Here is an 18,267-nt window from a genome sequence, read left to right as displayed (position 1 = left end):
AAAAAGCATAGGAAAGAAAAGATTTAGTTAACTAACGATCGAGATGGAGCTATGTCAAACTTAGAAGGCTCCGAATTTTGTAAAACATAACGATAATTGTACAAACTACCTTATAATCATTATGATTACCTTTGTTAAGTGAAAAAAGGAATATCCATATTTTTAGTCCTAACTATTCTTATCAGTAGTATGGGCTTTGCCATAAATACTCACTTTTGTGGGGGCAAAGCAGTGGAAAGTTCCATTTCATTCGGTGTAAAGCATTTAGAATGTGGTATGCCTACCCAAAAAAAAGCTGATAGCGAAAATGAGCAATTGGATAAACAACCTTGTTGTAAAAATTTACATCAGGTAATTGAAGTTGATAATAATCAGGATCCAGGCTTTCCTGTTTTTGATTTAAATCACACCTTTCTAATTTCATTTGTCAATACGTTTGTATTTGACTTCCTTAAAATAGAAAGTAATCATGTTACTTTTTATGAATACTCCTCACCCCTTCCTGAAAAAGACGTTCAAGTCTTGTTCCAGACCTTCCTCATCTGATCATTAATATTAAGTAGAATTTATTCTGTCAAGATTTTTTGACTAGAAGTCCTTTATCTATTCCTTGCTTTGTTTAGTATGGAATCTTAATATAACTCTTTAACGCAAAATTAATTCATAATGAAAACATCAAATAATGTATTAATAGCACTTATGTTGCTTATTGTAACTGTCGCTAACGCACAAATAAGTAATCTCAAAACTGAGCAAGTTAAAATATATGGCAGCTGCGGTATATGCAAAAAAAACATTGAGAAAGCTGGCAATGTTAAAAGTGAAACAATGGTGGATTGGAACAAAGAAACCAAAATAGCAAGTGTTCAATACGACTCTAAAAAAACCAACCAAGCTGAAATTTTGAAAAGAATTGCTTTAGCAGGTTATGACAGCGATACTTTTTATTCTCCGGATGATACCTATGCCAACTTGCCAGGTTGCTGTCAATATGAAAGAGCTAAAAAAGAATCATCCATAGAAGCTGCAATTGTAAATAATAACCATCAAAATCATACTCAAATGAATATGAAGAACACCGAAATGGAAGCAAAAACTGGAGAAACTAATACAGAGGGTCAAATACAAGTAAACCCTATAAAAGCAGTACTTGATAATTATTTCAATTTAAAAGATGCCTTGGTTGCTACTGATAACAAAAAAACGTCTTTAGAAGCGAAAGCCTTAGTAAAAGCAATTGGTCAAATCGAAATGAATAAACTCCCAATCGACATTCACATGGTTTGGATGAAAGTGAATAAGGAATCCCTTTCAGAAGCTACCCTTATTGGTAACAGTTCTGATATCGCTATTCAGCGAGAGCATTTCATTTCATTATCAAACAAAATGTATGATTTGGTTAAAATTTCCAAATCGGATGATCCTGTTTACTATCAGTTTTGCCCAATGGCAAACAATGGAAAAGGAGCAAATTGGTTGAGCAAAGAGAAAGAAGTGAAAAACCCTTACTATGGATCTATGATGCTGAGTTGTGGTAAAACGATAGAAACAATTGAATAATTAAAAATGAAACTTTCTAAATTAATTCTAATTGTACTTTTGGGGGGGCTTTCTAGTCAATTTGTTATTGGACAAAAAGTCGTTCGATACGAGTTAACAGTTACTGATTCCTTAGTAAACTTCTCGGGTAAGCAAAAAAGAGCAATTGCCGTAAATGGTCAAATTCCTATGCCCACCCTTACCTTTATCGAAGGTGATACTGCTGAAATTGTTGTACATAATCAGCTTAAAGAAAGCACCTCACTTCACTGGCATGGGCTTTATGTGCCTAATAAGGAAGACGGCGTGCCTTATCTTACTCAAATGCCCATTGAACCCAATGAGACGTTTACGTATCGTTTTACAATTATTCAAAACGGAACACATTGGTATCACAGCCACAGTGGATTGCAAGAACAAATTGGGATGTACGGCTCATTGGTTTTAAAGAAAAGGGTATCCGATCCATCATTCAGAAAGGGAATTGACGATTTACCACAAGTACCTATAATTCTAAGTGAATGGACTGATTTAAAACCAGAAAACGTGCATAGAATGCTCCACAATGCCAACGACTGGTTTGCCATCAAAAAAGGAACTTTACAAAGTTATTCTGAGGCAATTGGTTCAGGGAGTTTTAAAACTAAAATCACCAACGAATGGAAACGAATGCTTGCCATGGATGTGAGCGATGTATATTATGAGAAGTTTCTAATTAATGGGAAAAATGAAAGTCAATTATCCCAGTTCAAAGTAGGCGACAAGATTCGCTTGCGAATTTCCAATGGCGGAGCTTCTTCCTATTTCTGGTTGACCTATGCAGGCGGTAAGATGACAGTTGTCGCAAACGATGGAAATGATGTTGTGCCTGTCTTGGTAGATAGGCTCATCATTGGAGTTTCTGAAACCTACGACGTTGTCGTTACCATTCCTAGCGGTAATACGGCTTTTGAATTCTTAGCAACTCCCGAAGATCGAACAAAGTCTGCCTCCATTTATTTTGGAGATGGGCCAATTCAGCTCAAAAGTAGAATGCCCAAGCTCAAATATTTTGATGGCATGAAAATGATGAACGACATGATGAATATGGACGGTTCTATGGATGACATGGATATGGGTATGTCGCTTCAAAAAATGGATATGAACACGGTTATGTATCCTGAAGTTTCTGGTAGTAAAAGCGAGAAAAAAGGAAAGAAAATGGACATGGATCATTCAAAAATGGATCATTCAAGCATGAACAATTCATTGGCAATGAACAAGGATTTAGTCACTCTAAACTATTCAATGCTCAAAACTCCTCAGCCTACTACGCTACCTAAAGATGCACCAGTACGAGAATTGTATTTTGAGCTCTCGGGAAACATGAATCGATATGTTTGGAGCATGGACAATAAAGTACTTTCCGAAGTTGACAAGGTCCTCATAAAGAAAGGCGAAAACGTAAGAATTGTGCTATACAATGGCTCCATGATGCGACATCCCATGCACCTGCATGGGCACGACTTTAGGCTTCTCAATGGGCAGGGAGAATACGCTCCATTGAAAAACGTTTTGGATTTAATGCCAATGGAGACCGACACTATTGAATTCCATGCGAATTTAGAAGGCGATTGGTTTTTTCATTGTCATATTTTGTATCACATGATGGCAGGAATGAATCGAGTAATTTCTTACGAAAATCAAGCTCCAAATCCTTATTTGCCAGATAAAACTTGGGCTTACAAAAAACTCCAAAAAGAAAGTAATCAATTCCATTTTATGGCAGAGAATGATTTTGCAACCAATGGAAACGACGGAAAACTCATGTTTCAAAACACAAGATGGAGTATTGGTACAGAGTGGCGTTTGGGATATAATGATCACCACGGATACGAAACAGAAACTCACATAGGTCGATATATTGGCAAAATGCAGTGGTTCATGCCTTTTGTTGGTTTTGACTGGCGATACAGAGAACAAAAAGGAGTTTTTGAAAACAACCTTTTTGGTCAAACAAGTACAAAAGATAATAGATCTTTAGTGAGTTTAGGTGCCGAATATACAATGCCACTATTAGTGAAGTTGCAAGGAGAGGTATTTACAGATGGTTACGTTCGCTTTCAATTAATGAGAGAAGATATTCCTATTACTTCTAGGTTAAGGTGGGCTTTCATGGTCAATACCGACAAAGAGTACATGACAGGGTTAAAATATATTGCGGCTAAGAATATTGCTTTTTCCACCCATTACGACAGTGATATGGGAATCGGACTAGGGCTTACATTGAACTATTAAGAGACAAAAAAACTCGTGAAAATACATTTGGAATGAATTGTAAAGGTTGTCGAAGTTATGTGACAACAGCAAAAGCTAATATTGAAGGAGTAATTGTAGTTCATTTGAACAATCAACTCAAGAAAATCACTGGTCTAAGCCCGAGCTTTAAAAAAAAAGAAATCTACTTCATAGAAGCCAATAGCCAAAATTTAAATCTTGAAGGATTTAAAAAATAATCTAAAAATCAATATTTTTAATTAACGTGCAAATGAAAAAGTTTGAAAGCAAACTTTCTATTCGGGAAATAAAACCAACGGCAATGCGAATTCTCGTTCTTCAGAACCTTATGGAACAGAACAAAGCCGTTTCCCTGAGCAGTATTGAAGACGCTATGGAAATGTCGGATAAGTAGACCATTTACAGAACACTAAAGACATTTGAGAAGAAAAAACGGGTACATACAATTGACGATGGCATAAAGCATCTAAAATATGCACTGTGCCTTGAAAGCTGTGAATGTGAAGCTATTGATTTGCACTCCCTGTCACTCCAATCTTATGGACAAATCTTAGGTTCTTTGTCTAATATAAATAGAATTTTAAGTCTCACCTCGCTACCAGCAAGGTGTGGCACTCTTGCAAGTCGGCTTATTGCCTTATCTACTTTTTCAATATCCTGTCTAAATTGTTTGATTTACTCAACACCAGCAATACCCTAATACATGGTTTTGTCATTTTTAACCTTCATTGTATTTAATCGAATGCTTAAATAAGATTATCTAGTATATCATTAATTATACTGTATTGACAATATACTAAAAGATATATATAAGTTAAACCTTAGAGCTAGGCGAGTTTGAATCACAATACTTGTAGAGTATTATTTCATCCTAATTAGAATAATGAAAGCTGAGACAACGGTTAAACTACCAATTAGAATTACAGAAATTGAAGAGTTAAATATATCGGCTGTGATTCCAGTTAGAATTGCTCCTATGGCATATCCCAAGTCTCTCCACAACCTAAACACACCGATACTATTTGCCCTTTGAACAGGATGAGTGTAGTCAGCTATTGCGGCTAAAAAAGTAGGATATACAACAGCTGTCCCTAAACCTAAGAGGCCACTTAAGAGAGTGAACTCTATAAATGAATTAGCAAATAACATAGCAATAATGACGATTCCTTGGCTAAACATACCCCAAAAAAGCATTGATTTTTTCACCAAGGTATCAGCAAGTTTACCAGTAATCAATTGTCCTAACCCCCACACAATAGGATAGATTGCTACAATTTCACCTACCTCTGCAAGACTGAACCCTTTGCTAGTCAAAAGGATGGGGAAAAGTCCCCAAATCATACCATCATTCAAGTTGTTAACTAAACCAGCCTGAGTAATTGAACTAAGGTTAGGATTTGCCCAAGTGGTTTCCCTAAATACATTTTTGAGTTTTAAAATCTTACTTGATTTGGTCTCAGAATAGACATGGTTAACGGTATCTTTAATAAAAAATATACTCAACAACAACCCGGTTAACGCAAAACCAATTCCTAAATAAAAGGGATATGGGCGAAGACCATATTCGGATGCTATCCACCCAGTAAGGAACGCAACTATCCCTACTGCCAAATACCCGGAGGATTCATTTAATCCCATCGCCAAACCTCTATTTTTATTTCCTACTAGGTCAATCTTCATTACAACAGTACTTGACCAAGTAAGCCCCTGATTAATACCCAAAAGGATATTAGCGGCAATGATCCAATTCCAATTAGTGGCATAGATTAAAATAAGTGGGACTGGAATTCCCACTAGCCACCCAATAACAAGCAAGTTTTTACGTCCGATCTTATTGGCAAAAACTCCTGTGTAATAGTTGGTGATGGCCTTGGATATGCCAAATACTACAATAAATGATAGAATTGCTGCTTTGGCGGATATACCAAAATCAGACTCGGCTATCTGTGGTAAAATTGTTCGTTCCAATCCCACCATACCACCAACAAACCCATTGACGATGATTAATAAAGTAAACTGCTTCCAGTTTTCTTTGAGACCTAATTTAGCTTTCATAGTATTATTAAGATACTGCACAACGAATAGCCCCTGCTTCTAAATCAATTGGAATAATATCTGTTTAAACTCTCGAAATGTTTTTTTATACTATTCTAAAATAATCCTATGCTACGGCAGGAATCCTATTCAGAAGTAAACGAAAAAAATCTGAGTTTGTAAAATCACTAAATATACACCTCTTGGAAATGCCAGGTTGGCCTTTAGTTCCAGTGTCTTATACTCCATAACAGCTTCATGTGATTAAAAGTTATTATAAAAGTCTATAAGTTTTTCGAGCTTAGCTATATTCTTCATTTTTCCATTGAAAAGGATCGACTTTCCGAATGGGGTATGGAAGTCGATACGATTCAGAAACTTTAAATTATCCTCATACCATTCCTTATCTGAATATACTTGATTGCATTTTTTTTCCCATTCGAATCGCAGCAGTAAATTTCTATAGAAGAAATTATCCATACCTGTATGATACAAATCTGCATCGCAAATTATTTCTTCTAATTGACTTTGCGGGTTTTGTGGCATTTTAGTAGCCAATATGCAATTCAAAATCCCTTGGATTTTCTCGTCAGGGTATTTAATCCTATTCAGGAAACTAGCAGCCATTCTTGCACTAAGCTCTTCATGCCCTTCATAAGCACTCGAAAAACCGACATCATGGAAATAACCAGCAATAAGTACTATTTCAGTTTCCTCGTCAGATATATTCTCAATAGAAGCTATATGTTCAATATGTAAGACAACCTCTCTAGTATGATCAATATTATGAAAGGCCAAATCCTTACATACCGAAGATTCAAGAACATTCAAACAATATTTTCTTATTTGATTAATCATTCTTCCCTCCCCCTTTTCTCATTTCTAACTTCAATGAATTAGCTCCTTCGATTGCAATTTTGAAGTTGAAATCTATTGATGCTTCATGCATGATTTGTTTTTTTACATTATTGCTCCATCCCGTCTGTATTTTTACCTTTTTGTGGGCTACTTTATCTGGAATGGTAGAATCTTTTATTAGGGGAGGGTTAATGAAAACAAACGTATGGTCTTGACCGAAAATCTCGGTTTCTTCTGGAAGTATTGACAGTGTCATTGCCAGAGCGAATATAGAAGTCTCCCAATATGGATAGTCTATTATATCAATCTTGTCTGTTATTTTTTTCATATTTAAATTATGTTCTTTTAATAAATAAGAGATTTAGGGCAAATGAAATGCCTCCTAAACTAGGATTGTTTATAAAGTACTCTCATAAAACTAGGCAACACTATGAGTAACATTGGCAAGCCCACAATGAAGCCTCCAATTACAGCAATTGCAAGCGGTTGCTGCATTTGAGCTCCCAATCCTATGCCAAGTGCCAAAGGCATTAATGCTAAAATGGCACCCATTGCAGTCATAAGTTTAGGCCTGATTCGAAGAGCAATGGCATACTTTATAGACTGATCCACATCACTGCTTGTTTCCATGTTAGACTTGAATTGGGCAATAGTAAAAATGGAGTTCTCTGCCAAAATACCCACTATCATAATTATACCGGTGTATGAACTTACATTGAGTGGAACATTGGTAAAATACAAAGCTAAAACACAGCCCGTAATACCCATCAAAGAAATAAATAGCAGCAAAAATGCGAGCAACCACTCTTTAAAAAGGAACATTAAAACGCCAAAAACCAACAAAGAAGCTAAAGCTAAAATGAGAGCTAATTCCTTAAACGATTGTTGCTGCTCAGAGTATGCACCGCCATAGGCAATGGAATAGCCCTTAGGTAAAGGAAGCTTACTTTTTAATTCTTTCTGTATTTCAGAAATTGCACTTCCCAAGTCTCTATTGTCTAGTCGGGCAGTGAGCACGACATTGGCTTTTAAGTTTTCTCTGTGCTCTTCTGTTTCGCCTGAAATCACTTTTACATCAGAAAAGAAAGTAAGTGGCCTCGTGGTACCGTCTGGTAAAAAAATGAGTTGCTTTTTGATTTTATCCAAGCTGTTTTCAGAAAAATCTGTGAAACGCATGATGATTCTTCTCATTTGCTCCCCATCTTGAATCTGTCCTACCTGTATTCCAGCTGTCATTGCAGCCTGTGCAGGTGATGGTACTGGCTGGTTGGCGTTCATGCCTAAAGCGATGCCATCGGTATATGCCGTAACTTGAGTTTGGAAATCAATCAATGATATTTTGTATTGATTCAAAATGTCTTGTTTCGGTAAAAAAACGACGGTTGGTGCAGCAATACGTAATCCATTATCTATATCGGCAACACCTTTAATGTGTCCTAGAATCTCAGTTGCATCTGTCGAAATCTGCTTTAGACGTTCATAATCTTCGCCAAAAAACTTCACCTCTATGGGCGACGGAGTACTCATTAGGTCTCCAAGTAGATCGGCTATTCTTTGTCCAAATGAGATATGTAAAACTGGAAAAGTTTGACCAATTTCTGTCCTTAATTCACTTATAACCTCTTCAGTGTGCTTTGTATGGCCGTCGATTAATTGAATCGAGTAATCTCCAAAGTTTGGAGGCACGCCACCAAAGTGCATTGCAATTCCTGTACGTCTACTATACGTACTTACTTCGGGATTTGCCTCAATGATTTTTTCTACTTCGGTCAAAACTCGGTTGGTCTCTTGCAAAGAAGTACCTGGCGGCATAAAATAATCAAGTACAATGGTACCTTCATCTAAATTTGGCAAAAAACCTGTTTCTAATTTATTAAAAGAAAACCAAGCGGAAATAACCAAAACAAATGAAAAGGCAAATGCAAAAACGGGCTTATTGAAAAACCATGTTAAGCTTCTTAAGTTATACAAGCTTTTTTCTACCGACTTTTTATGAGACTTTTTAGGGGCTTTAAAGCCAATTATTATATGTAAAACAGGCAATAACAACCAAGTAACCAGGAAAGAAACTACCATGGTGATTTGCATGGTATCAGACAATTCTTTGAAAAAACTCCCAGCCAAACCACTCATTAACCTAAACGGAAAATGGATAACTATGGTAGCCAACGATGAGCCAATCATAGCAGGGAATAGGTCATGGATGGAATCTTTCACTACAGCAAAACGATCTTGTTCTGGATGGTCTTCGTGCCGTCGGTAAATTTGTTCAATGATAACTATGGCATCATCAATGATAAGGCCCACCGATGCTGCAATAGCACCCAATGACATGATGTTAATAGATATGCCTACCATGTATAAAGCTAAAATGGCAAACGCTATTGTAACCGGTATGGTAAGCATAACCACCAAACTCGCCCTCCATGAGCGAAGAAAAATAATCATCACAACCAAAGCCAGAAAAAGCCCTTCGTAAATAGTCTTAATTACACTATGGATACTCTCTCCTACAAAAACCGATTGGTCATAATAGGGCTTCAGGGTCATTCCTTCTGGAATTGCCTTTTTGATTTCACTTGCTTTTTCAGATGCACTTTTGGCAAAGTCCAGTAAGTTTACTCCTGGTTGTTTTACTAAATCAATAAGTACTGCTTCGTGGCCGTTAGCATTGATAATTATAAACTCAACTTGTTCTTGTAGTTCTATTTTCGCTATTTCTTTCAGACGCACCATTCGGACGCCGTCATTTTTGATAATGGTATTTCCCAGTTCATCTAAATCAGCCAATCGGGTGTCCGTAAGGCTTAGATATAATCTATTAAAATCCGCTATGCTACCATTCGAAAGGACAAAATTATTAGCATTAAAAACATTGATGATGGTACTAGGGGAAATGCCCAAAGAAGACATTTTGAGCGGGTCAGGCACCACTACAAATTCTTTGTTTTTGCCGCCTCGCACTATAACATTTGAAACGCCTTCAATTTGAGAAAAGAGCGGACGGGCAATTAGATTGGCCTTGTCTTTTAAGGCAACTGCACCGTATTTGTCACTTTCGAGCGTATAGCCAATAACAGGGAAAGTAGACTGATTCATTGCTTCAGTAGCAATATTTACTCCAGCGGGTAAAAAGTTTTTTATTTCATTTATTCTACTTTCTATAAGAGTTTTGGCAGCATAAATATCGGTCCCCCACTCAAAAAACACGTCAATAACCGTATTTCCTCTACTTGTGGTACTTTTTACCACTTTTACGCCTTTTACTTTTTTAACCGCACTTTCTAAAGGTTTGGTAACGGTTATCATGGTGCGATCCATGGGTAACTGTCCTACATCCGCTATGAGTGATATTCTTGGAAACAGAACCTCAGGGAAGAGGTTCGTTTGCATTTGCATGTAAGTATATCCTCCGCCAAGAAGTAACAATAGCCCAATGAATAGAATCGGCTTTTTGAAGACTTGAAATATGTTTTTATTGTCCATTTCTCTCCAACTTTTTTTTGTATAAAAAACTGCACATATAAGCACTACTTGTGCCAATTATCGCACCCAGCAGTACATCGCTTGGATAGTGTACTCCTAGGATCATTCTTGAATAACCTATAACTCCAGCCCATAAAAAAGCGGGGGCTAATACATACCATTTTGGGAATACTATGCTCAATGCCGCCGCCAATGCAAAAGCATCGGAAGTATGACCCGAAGGAAATGATGGATTGCCACCTGATGTTAATTTTTCAATAAAAGAATATGTTACAAATGGTCTAGGTCGATTAATGGAATACTTAAGACTAGTAGATATCAAAGCGGTCATTATCAGTGTTCCCAATACATATAGACCTTTAAGTTTTAACGAATTATCTTTCCTTATAAACCCAATTGATAATAATAACAATGAAATACTTATACTGAAAAAGCCCGAAATATTAGTCACAAATTGAAATATTGAGTCAAGATTTTTGTTCCGATTTAGATTAATATTTGCCAATAAATTAATATCCGTATTTTGGGGAAAGACTAAAAATAAAAGTGCTATAAAAGCGAAGCTAGCAATTGTATATTTCATTTCTTGAGCGATATATTCACCAAAGCAGTATCTGAAAGCCCATAATTTCCGACACTTATAATTCTATCATTGGATCCAAATATTGGTGAAATGATCTCAACATTTTCGGAATTTTTGTTTCCAATCTGCACTAAAGTTTTTACGGCTGTGGTGTCATTTATTAGCTTCATGATCCAAAACTCTTTCATCATTTCATCGCTCAACACTGATGTTCTTGGCAATATTTGACTTCCTGCACTTACTTTCCGATTTACAAAAACTTTAACAATCATGTTTTCCGGTAAGACAAGGTCTTGTTTGGTTTTAGCCAGCATGGTTAGGGTTTGAGCATTTACATTCATACCAACCAATGATTTGGTAAAAACTGCGGAATATGATTTATCGTCAGGTAAAGTAATGGTGCATGACTGGCCAATTTTGGCAAACTGGGCATATTCGTATGGGACATTAACCTGAAAAACCAAATCTTTACTCTCTGTAATGGTGCACAACTGAGTTCCTTCCAATACATAATCACCTGCTTGCTGCTTATCCAAAGTTGAAATAATACCGCTGGAAGATGCAACCACTTTAATGATGCCGAAATTGGTGAGGCTGCTGTCAATTTTAGCTATGTTTTTGCCCAAAGCTCTACTTTCCTTGGTTTCAAGTACATATAAAAGCTGGCCCTTATTTATTTTATCCCCCAATTTTACATTTACTTTAGTTATGAAAGATGCTATACTTGCCATCACAACATTTCGCTGCAAGTAACTAGTATTGCCAAAAAATGAAAGCCCGTTTTGAACATTTCCAGTGCCAATAGTAACGACCTCTACTGGCGTTTTGGGGACTTGTTCTTCAACTACTTTGGTGTCGCTATTTGATTTGCATGATTGCAATATTAGCACAACAGCAATAACCAATAATGTGAGATTGTTTTTCATAATTTATTACCAGTTCCAATAATTGTAGGTATTTATAAGTAATTGTTTTTGCGATAGCATAAGCGAATAATCTCTTTGGACAATCGCTTTATTTTTGAGCACAGTGATATAATTTATGACAGACAGTTGACCAGAAAGAATTTCTTTTGTGTAACCTTTCAAAAGATTTTCATAGTCATTAATCTGTTCCAAAGTTGATTCCTCCCGATTAACATAAGACACTATTTCGTTCAAAATTTTATTTTTACGGAGGGTATTTTGTGTTTCAAAATTTGTTTTATAATTCGCAATTGATTGACTCAAGATTGTATTTTTAGCTCTATTGATATTTTTTTGATTTCCATCATATAAACTAATATTGTATGAAAAGCCTAGGCTGAAACCCAATCTTGCAGGAAGAGTTGGGACATAAACAGCATTGAGTCCTGAATTGGCAAATGCCACAAACTGAGGTTTATATTTTAGTTCCGAAACATCTTGTTGTGCAAAGAGATTGAGGCTGTCTAATTCATACTTCTTTGAAAACAGAGATGAATAAATAATAGGATTTAGACTTATTTCTGGTTTCTCTAATTGAAATAAAGTAGTATCTCCCATACCTGCGAGGATTTTTAAATCTAATAAGTCTCGGGCATAAGAAGCTTCAAAAATAGAAAGCTGCGTGCGAAAATTCTGTTGCTCAATGTAAATCAGATTGAGGTCCGATTGTTTGTAAATACTAGCCTCTACCAGGATTTTCATCATATTTAGCTGCACTTCCAATAAATCAATACTCCCCTTAAGGTATTCTATCTGCTGTAAATTTTGATAACAAAGGATATATTGGTCAGCGATTATTTTAGATAAATCATGTTCGCTTATTCTGGCATTATTTTGATAAATAGAAGAGGCTATTTCTGATTGTTTGGCTGCAACCTCATACTTTTTTTGGTTAAAAAGTGGTTGGTTAACGTTAAATAATGCCTGGTATGTACCCCCATTTGAGCTTGCTAGGTCATACCCTAGGTATTTGGTGGCAGCATCTGGATTAATTTTTAAGGAAGGGTTTTTTCCATCCAAAGATAGGATTGGAGAAAAAAGGTAATTACCTGTAAAGTTTGCTTGAGGTGCCAGATAAAATGCCTTTAGTCTGTCAATTTCCAGTTTACTTACCTCTGATAAATTATTATTTTCTTTTATTAAAGGACTGTTTTTAATAGCCTGATCTACAAAGTAATTTATGTTGTATTGTGCCCAACTAACTAAATGCAGTAGTAAAAAGTAAGAAATAAGGATTGCTTTTTTCATGAATTGAGAAACGTGCTAAATGTTGATTGAAAATAGCTCAATGAACAAAAAGAATTATTTATGTTCCAAAATTAGAAAGCAATTCTGTAGGAAATTTGTATTTCAATTTTAAGCAATTCCTTGGTCTTTTTTAAGTGTAAGCCAATGATAACTTGCAAATTATGTCCTTGATTTCAAAATTAACCCTAGTGGTAACATTCGAAAAACAAAGGAGAAGGATTAGTAATGTTAAACCTAAAACAGCCATTCTATAAAGCATTGTATGAAAATCATTGATTACAAAGTTACTCCCAGCAACCTCTTTTACTCCAGAACGAATGACCGGATTGGTGATTAACAAATTACCTTCTACATCTGTGACCTCAAGACGAACATACGATTCATTAGCAGGAAAAAGGATTGTCCCTTTATCTGAATTAAAATCAACAAATACCCCCTTATCGGAGATAGCTGACACCTTTGCTACCTCTCCATTAAAATCAAAACTTACTATATCCCCATGAATTTTTAGCTTTTCTAGTGAAAGTTTACAGCTTCCTGACTTATCATGAACAGCGTAAAAACAACCTTCCTCCATTAACTTTTCGGCAGATTCCTTATTGGTAGCTTCACTACTGATTACATTATAATATCTTCCCAAACTTTGGGATGAAATTTGATGCAAATCATCATTAGCCATGCACCAAATACGCTTACCATGCCTGAGAGCAGTATCCCATAAAGTTAAACTATTGGCAAAAGGGCTAAGCACTTCCATAAAATCATAATTGGATAGATACGCCAAATCATTCTCTGTGTAACCATTCCTTAATGCTGGATGTGCCAAGGCTACGAACTTTGAATGCTCCTTAATTCTATTAATCACCAATTGCTTTTGGGATAAACATTGAAAAAAAGGAAAGTCTAAAAAGCTTACCGCATCTGCCCCAATAGCCAGCTGGTGCACTTTCATTATATTAAAACCATGCTCATATACTGGCAAAAAACCCTCTCTAGCACTTCTATTACTAATGCTTTGATAGTTAGACAAGCATGCTAGTTCATGCCCTTTTAATTTATATGCAGTAGCTACCTCGGATACTGAGTTACCACCATTTGTAATACCAAACCAGGCCTTTGAATGGGCATGAAAATTAGCTTTTTGTGGCTTATCACTTTGCCATTTTTGATAAGGATTATAGAATGAGTCACCTGAAAATGGTTCTGATTGTCCGAAATTATATATCTCAGTCTGAACATAAAAAGGAAAATACAAACCAACAAAAATGATTACCAAGAGCAATATCAAGCGTTTAAGTACAAACATTTCATTAATTTATAAAGTCCTTTTTTAACTCTTTAATAAGAATAAAAAACCGGCATACTTCAAAACGCCTCAGATTTTGATCACTTTTTCTAAGGCAGATGGAATAAAGAACAAATCTAACGGTGTGTCATATACGAGGTATTGCATTTCCCACTGAGGTTCAAATTTTTCTTTATAGAATCGAAGATTTCTGTACGAACTAAATCTTGCAATTTTATCATACGCCAGTTTAATAACTCGCTCCTTCATAGTAGTAGGTTCATCTATTCCAGAAAATGGAACCATACCAAGAGTGCAGCGACTAAAACCTTGCGATTTGAAATATTCCAACATCTTTATGTAAAGAAAATCAACAGTGCCACCTGGAGCATCAGCCGTTTTTCTGATGAGGTCAAAATTTGCTTCCGAAGGAATTGAATTAGGAATTAGGTTAATGAATGCAATGATTTTATACTCTTCATCTTCTACAGACAATATTGTTTGATTCTTAAGCTCATGTTCGTTGAAAATCCCTTGTGAAAAACCAATTTCCTTTCTTTCCATATCCACGAGCCAAGAATCACTTACCGCTCTCAGTTTTTGAAGAAAATCCCCTTTATGTGGTCCTTCATTTACCTTAAACTTTAAGTTAAGGTTTGTTACCTTACTAACTGCATTTCTGAATGCTTTCATTTTTCGACCATCTGTCGAGAATTCGTCTAGGTTTATAAAAGCCTCTTCTCCTATTGGTAAAATCTTTTTTCCCAAGTTTTCATAAAATACTGTGTCAGACTCCGGCACGCGGTAATAGGCTGTCCTAAGACCTTGATTTTTACAATAATCTTCAAAACCCATCACTGCACTTTGAAGCGACTCTTGATCGTTCACAACAGGGTTTTCTAAAACGATGGCATAGTTCTTTGTTTTTTTATAGGAAACCACTGCCCCTAAGTTTTCTGAAACCCAATATTTTTTATCAAAATAGGTTTTGAAGTAGTCAAGATTGGATCTACCATATTTTTTTATGTGCTCAATAGCCATCTTAATCTCCTCTTCATCATTCGTTTGATTTTTAATGAGCAGTGGTTTTAAAACTGCATAAACAAGATAAACCATTGATATTAGTCCAAGAGCATTCATGCTAAATAAAAAGCGGCCACCAAAAACCGTTATTGGTTTTAAGTGATAATTAAAAAGAAAGAATGTTTCCAGTGATGCCTTGAGAGATTGCATGAAGGTGAAATCTATCCCAAAGTGCTTATTATCAAGAAAGAAGAAGGCTATTGTTCCAAAAAACATTATACTAAAAGATGCCAAAACTGCAGGGAACCAAATCTTAACAATGTGACTCTTATCGGACTTAAAGTAATAATGTTTCCTTTCATAAATAAGTGCAGCTAAAGTTACAATTGCTATTATGGCTTCCTCATAGTCTATCCCTTTCGATATATGACCTACGATAGAGAAAAGGCATAGAACAATAGCTACAATCCAAGCTCTATGAAGTCCTTTGATGAGATAGGCAGATACAATAAACATTAAAAACCCAGAAAACAGTACTAAATAATTGGAAGCATCAATGGCATCTAATGGCAGGAAATTATGAAGTTGAGCAAGACGATTATGTAAGGCAGGACTCAATACAGAAAGTATATTAACGACTCCTAAAAAAAACAATAATGCCGCAGGCAGTATCCTGAAAATGAGGTTATCTTTTCTTAGAATAAATGCTAAAATCCCTAAAACAAGTAAGCTCCAAAACTCAAAAAAGCGAAACAAGAAGGTGATAGAGATGGCATCCGCTTCTGAAACTCCATAATTTTTTAGCAAGAATACCAATGTAATTTCAATGGCTCCTATTCCCCTTAAAAATGGAGAACTCATTAAAATTAGCAAAATTATACTGTAGCCCATTACAGCTATTTCCCAAGTGGCTGGTACATTAAGAGCAACCATAGAAATATAAAGATGGACAATTCCAATGATCTCGATAACTACTGATAAAGCCAGAACTTTGAGTATTTCATTTTTTCTGTACGACATCACACCAAAATCTGTGAGTTGAGTAATTAGTCCTGGAAAACCCCTTTTAATTGATTGATAAATACGTCCTTCAGACTGGAAACTTTTAAAAGCATAAATAAATAAACCTAATAGCAATAAAGTCAAAGCTAATCCTAGAATATGCTGGCCAGATGCCATGTTTTTAAACATAAGCCATATTAATACTGGAATACCCAAAATAACGGTAGATAGTATACTACAAAACGTGTAGATAGAGGAAGCAAAATAAATTTCTGTTTTGCTTACCCCTTCTTTTTTCTTTACTTCATTATTAAAAAATGCCATGTTGGTCAATACACCAGCAGGTAGAAAAACGCTAATAAAGTTTCGTTTCAAAAACAGAATAATTGCTGTGTTTAAACTTATTTCTTTTGAAATAGCCTTAAAACTATATTGGTACATCCAAGCCATAACGAGTACATAAAAAAGAACCAAAGCCGAGCCCAATATAAGCCAGTTAGGTCTTGCAGAAATAATGGCATCTTTTACATGACCAATCTCTGCCTGCTCATGAATCATAAAAAACACCCCCATGGCCACAAAAAACAGAGCTAAAGTGATTTGAATAATCGACTTATAATTTCCTGAAATAAATTGAATACTTTTTTTCATGATATTATTAATTAAACTGTTTGGGTTGTGAATGCTTTATTGATCAAAAACTTGTAAGAACTGATGATTAAAGGAATCCAACTAAATACCATCATGGCATACACGATGTATTGAAAGTGCGATTGGATAAAAGGGTATTGCCCTAAAAAGTAGCCAAGCAACACAAAAGTAAAGACCCAAAATAATGCTCCTGTCAAAGAGTATTTTAGATAAACAGAAATGTTCATTTTAGTAACGCCTGCAAAAAATGGGACGATAGACCTAATGTAAGGCATGAACCGGCAGAGAATAATGGCTTTCATTCCATGTAAATGAAAAAACGTTTTAGACTTCTTTATGTGAATGGGCTTTATGAGTTTGGTTTTCAAGATGCTTTTGCCTAGGTATTTGCCAATATGATAGTTGGTTATGTTTCCGAGAAATGCGGCTAAAACCATAACAAATATCAAAACCCATGGGCTAAGGTTACTTGAAACTGCTAAAACACCAACAGCAAAGAGTAGTCCGTCTCCTGGCAAAAAAGGCAAAAAGACTAGACCTGTCTCTGAAAATATGATTAAGAACAAAAAAACATAGATCCAATTCCCGTAATTGGTTGCCAATTCGTTTAAAAAAACATCGGCATTAAAAATCATTTTTAAGATTTCCATGGTATAAGGTTTAATTGCCTTTAGGCAATTTTTTCATGAGTAAGAAGAAATAGATGTAAAAGCACAATAAAAATATACGCTGCCAAACTCCTCTATAGGTAAAAACGCCCTGCCCTATATGGAAATACTTGGCAATGAGAAAGATAAAACAAGCTACAAGGGCAACACCCATTAAAACATAGGTGGCTATATGAAATTTAAAGTGCCTACCCTTTGAAAACTCAAAGAGCATAAGAAATGGAATGGCATAAAGGGCTACATCGGCAAAACCTCCAAATAAGTTATGAAGAAATGCCGACTGGGTTAATGCAGAACCCTTTTCATTAATTGGAAAAAAACTTGAGCCAACACCTTCTCCAAATCCATAAACTACAAAAAGTACACTTACAATTTTTACAATAAAGCTTTTGTGATTAAAAGATTTGTAAAAAGCAAGGCCTAGTATGATGTATGTAATTGTAAAACATATTCCCCAAACTTTAACATAATGAAGAACAGGGCTGTTCTGCTGCCCTAAATAACTTATGGAATCAGTTTTCCAATCATATCCTGTGTAAAGAGTTCCTAAATAACCATTTCCCATAAATTCACCATAAAACAAAAAAATAATGGCAAACATGGCCATTAATGACCAATTGACTTTCAGAGAATTGTTCATTCTTTTAA

At 35.6% G+C, this 18,267-nt stretch carries 15 protein-coding genes; 4 read left to right on the top strand and 11 right to left on the bottom strand.

The genetic code is table 11. The annotated features are described in order from the left end of the window. The first annotated feature begins 138 nt into the window (after positions 1 to 138). From ACTBZY_RS13990 to ACTBZY_RS13975, 4 genes are all read left to right on the top strand, one after another. Complete coding sequence (locus ACTBZY_RS13990; RefSeq protein ID WP_463046959.1) at positions 139 to 546, top strand: HYC_CC_PP family protein; 408 nt, start codon at positions 139 to 141, stop codon at positions 544 to 546. A gap of 120 nt (positions 547 to 666) precedes the next feature. Continuing rightward, on the top strand, positions 667 to 1,560 hold the full coding sequence (locus tag ACTBZY_RS13985; RefSeq protein WP_463046958.1) for a DUF3347 domain-containing protein: 894 nt from the start codon (positions 667 to 669) through the stop codon (positions 1,558 to 1,560). 6 nt (positions 1,561 to 1,566) lie between these two features. Then, positions 1,567 to 3,816 (top strand): multicopper oxidase family protein, encoded by a 2,250-nt coding sequence (locus ACTBZY_RS13980; protein ID WP_463046957.1) that lies wholly within the window; start codon positions 1,567 to 1,569, stop codon positions 3,814 to 3,816. Positions 3,817 to 4,066: 250 nt separating this feature from the next. Beyond that, on the top strand, positions 4,067 to 4,210 hold the full coding sequence (locus tag ACTBZY_RS13975) for a hypothetical protein (protein ID WP_463046956.1): 144 nt from the start codon (positions 4,067 to 4,069) through the stop codon (positions 4,208 to 4,210). A gap of 467 nt (positions 4,211 to 4,677) precedes the next feature. Here ACTBZY_RS13975 and ACTBZY_RS13970 read toward each other — a convergent pair whose 3' ends face one another. The 11 genes from ACTBZY_RS13970 to ACTBZY_RS13920 all read right to left on the bottom strand — a co-directional run bounded on the left by ACTBZY_RS13970 (position 4,678) and on the right by ACTBZY_RS13920 (position 18,259). After that, positions 4,678 to 5,871: an MFS transporter gene (locus ACTBZY_RS13970; protein WP_463046955.1), complete on the bottom strand. Its 1,194-nt coding sequence runs from the start codon at positions 5,869 to 5,871 to the stop codon at positions 4,678 to 4,680. 243 nt (positions 5,872 to 6,114) lie between these two features. After that, positions 6,115 to 6,708 carry an HD domain-containing protein gene (locus tag ACTBZY_RS13965; protein ID WP_463046954.1) on the bottom strand — a complete coding sequence of 198 codons (594 nt, stop codon included), beginning with the start codon at positions 6,706 to 6,708 and terminating at the stop codon, positions 6,115 to 6,117. Then, positions 6,701 to 7,036 carry a hypothetical protein gene (locus ACTBZY_RS13960; RefSeq protein ID WP_463046953.1) on the bottom strand — a complete coding sequence of 112 codons (336 nt, stop codon included), beginning with the start codon at positions 7,034 to 7,036 and terminating at the stop codon, positions 6,701 to 6,703. The genes ACTBZY_RS13965 and ACTBZY_RS13960 overlap by 8 nt, the downstream gene beginning before the upstream one ends. A 59-nt stretch (positions 7,037 to 7,095) precedes the next feature. Beyond that, entirely contained in the window at positions 7,096 to 10,194 is a 3,099-nt protein-coding gene (locus tag ACTBZY_RS13955; RefSeq protein WP_463046952.1) for an efflux RND transporter permease subunit, read from the bottom strand. Next, positions 10,184 to 10,777, bottom strand: coding sequence for a phosphatase PAP2 family protein (locus ACTBZY_RS13950; RefSeq protein ID WP_463046951.1), 594 nt, complete (start codon positions 10,775 to 10,777; stop codon positions 10,184 to 10,186). The genes ACTBZY_RS13955 and ACTBZY_RS13950 overlap by 11 nt, the downstream gene beginning before the upstream one ends. After that, entirely contained in the window at positions 10,774 to 11,703 is a 930-nt protein-coding gene (locus ACTBZY_RS13945; protein ID WP_463046950.1) for an efflux RND transporter periplasmic adaptor subunit, read from the bottom strand. The genes ACTBZY_RS13950 and ACTBZY_RS13945 overlap by 4 nt, the downstream gene beginning before the upstream one ends. A 6-nt stretch (positions 11,704 to 11,709) precedes the next feature. Then, positions 11,710 to 12,990 carry a TolC family protein gene (locus tag ACTBZY_RS13940; protein ID WP_463046949.1) on the bottom strand — a complete coding sequence of 427 codons (1,281 nt, stop codon included), beginning with the start codon at positions 12,988 to 12,990 and terminating at the stop codon, positions 11,710 to 11,712. A gap of 130 nt (positions 12,991 to 13,120) precedes the next feature. Next, on the bottom strand, positions 13,121 to 14,296 hold the full coding sequence (locus ACTBZY_RS13935; protein WP_463046948.1) for a CehA/McbA family metallohydrolase domain-containing protein: 1,176 nt from the start codon (positions 14,294 to 14,296) through the stop codon (positions 13,121 to 13,123). A gap of 69 nt (positions 14,297 to 14,365) precedes the next feature. Next, positions 14,366 to 16,951, bottom strand: coding sequence for a phosphatidylglycerol lysyltransferase domain-containing protein (locus ACTBZY_RS13930; protein WP_463046947.1), 2,586 nt, complete (start codon positions 16,949 to 16,951; stop codon positions 14,366 to 14,368). Between the two features lie 11 nt (positions 16,952 to 16,962). Then, on the bottom strand, positions 16,963 to 17,601 hold the full coding sequence (locus ACTBZY_RS13925; RefSeq protein ID WP_463046946.1) for a VTT domain-containing protein: 639 nt from the start codon (positions 17,599 to 17,601) through the stop codon (positions 16,963 to 16,965). Between the two features lie 10 nt (positions 17,602 to 17,611). Further along, positions 17,612 to 18,259 carry a DUF998 domain-containing protein gene (locus tag ACTBZY_RS13920; RefSeq protein ID WP_463046945.1) on the bottom strand — a complete coding sequence of 216 codons (648 nt, stop codon included), beginning with the start codon at positions 18,257 to 18,259 and terminating at the stop codon, positions 17,612 to 17,614. Between the last annotated feature and the right edge of the window lie 8 nt (positions 18,260 to 18,267).

It is taken from the genome of Arcticibacterium sp. (assembly GCF_055134445.1).
The sequence above is the reverse complement of the archived record's forward strand: the minus strand, read 5'-3'. Positions and strand labels throughout refer to the sequence as shown.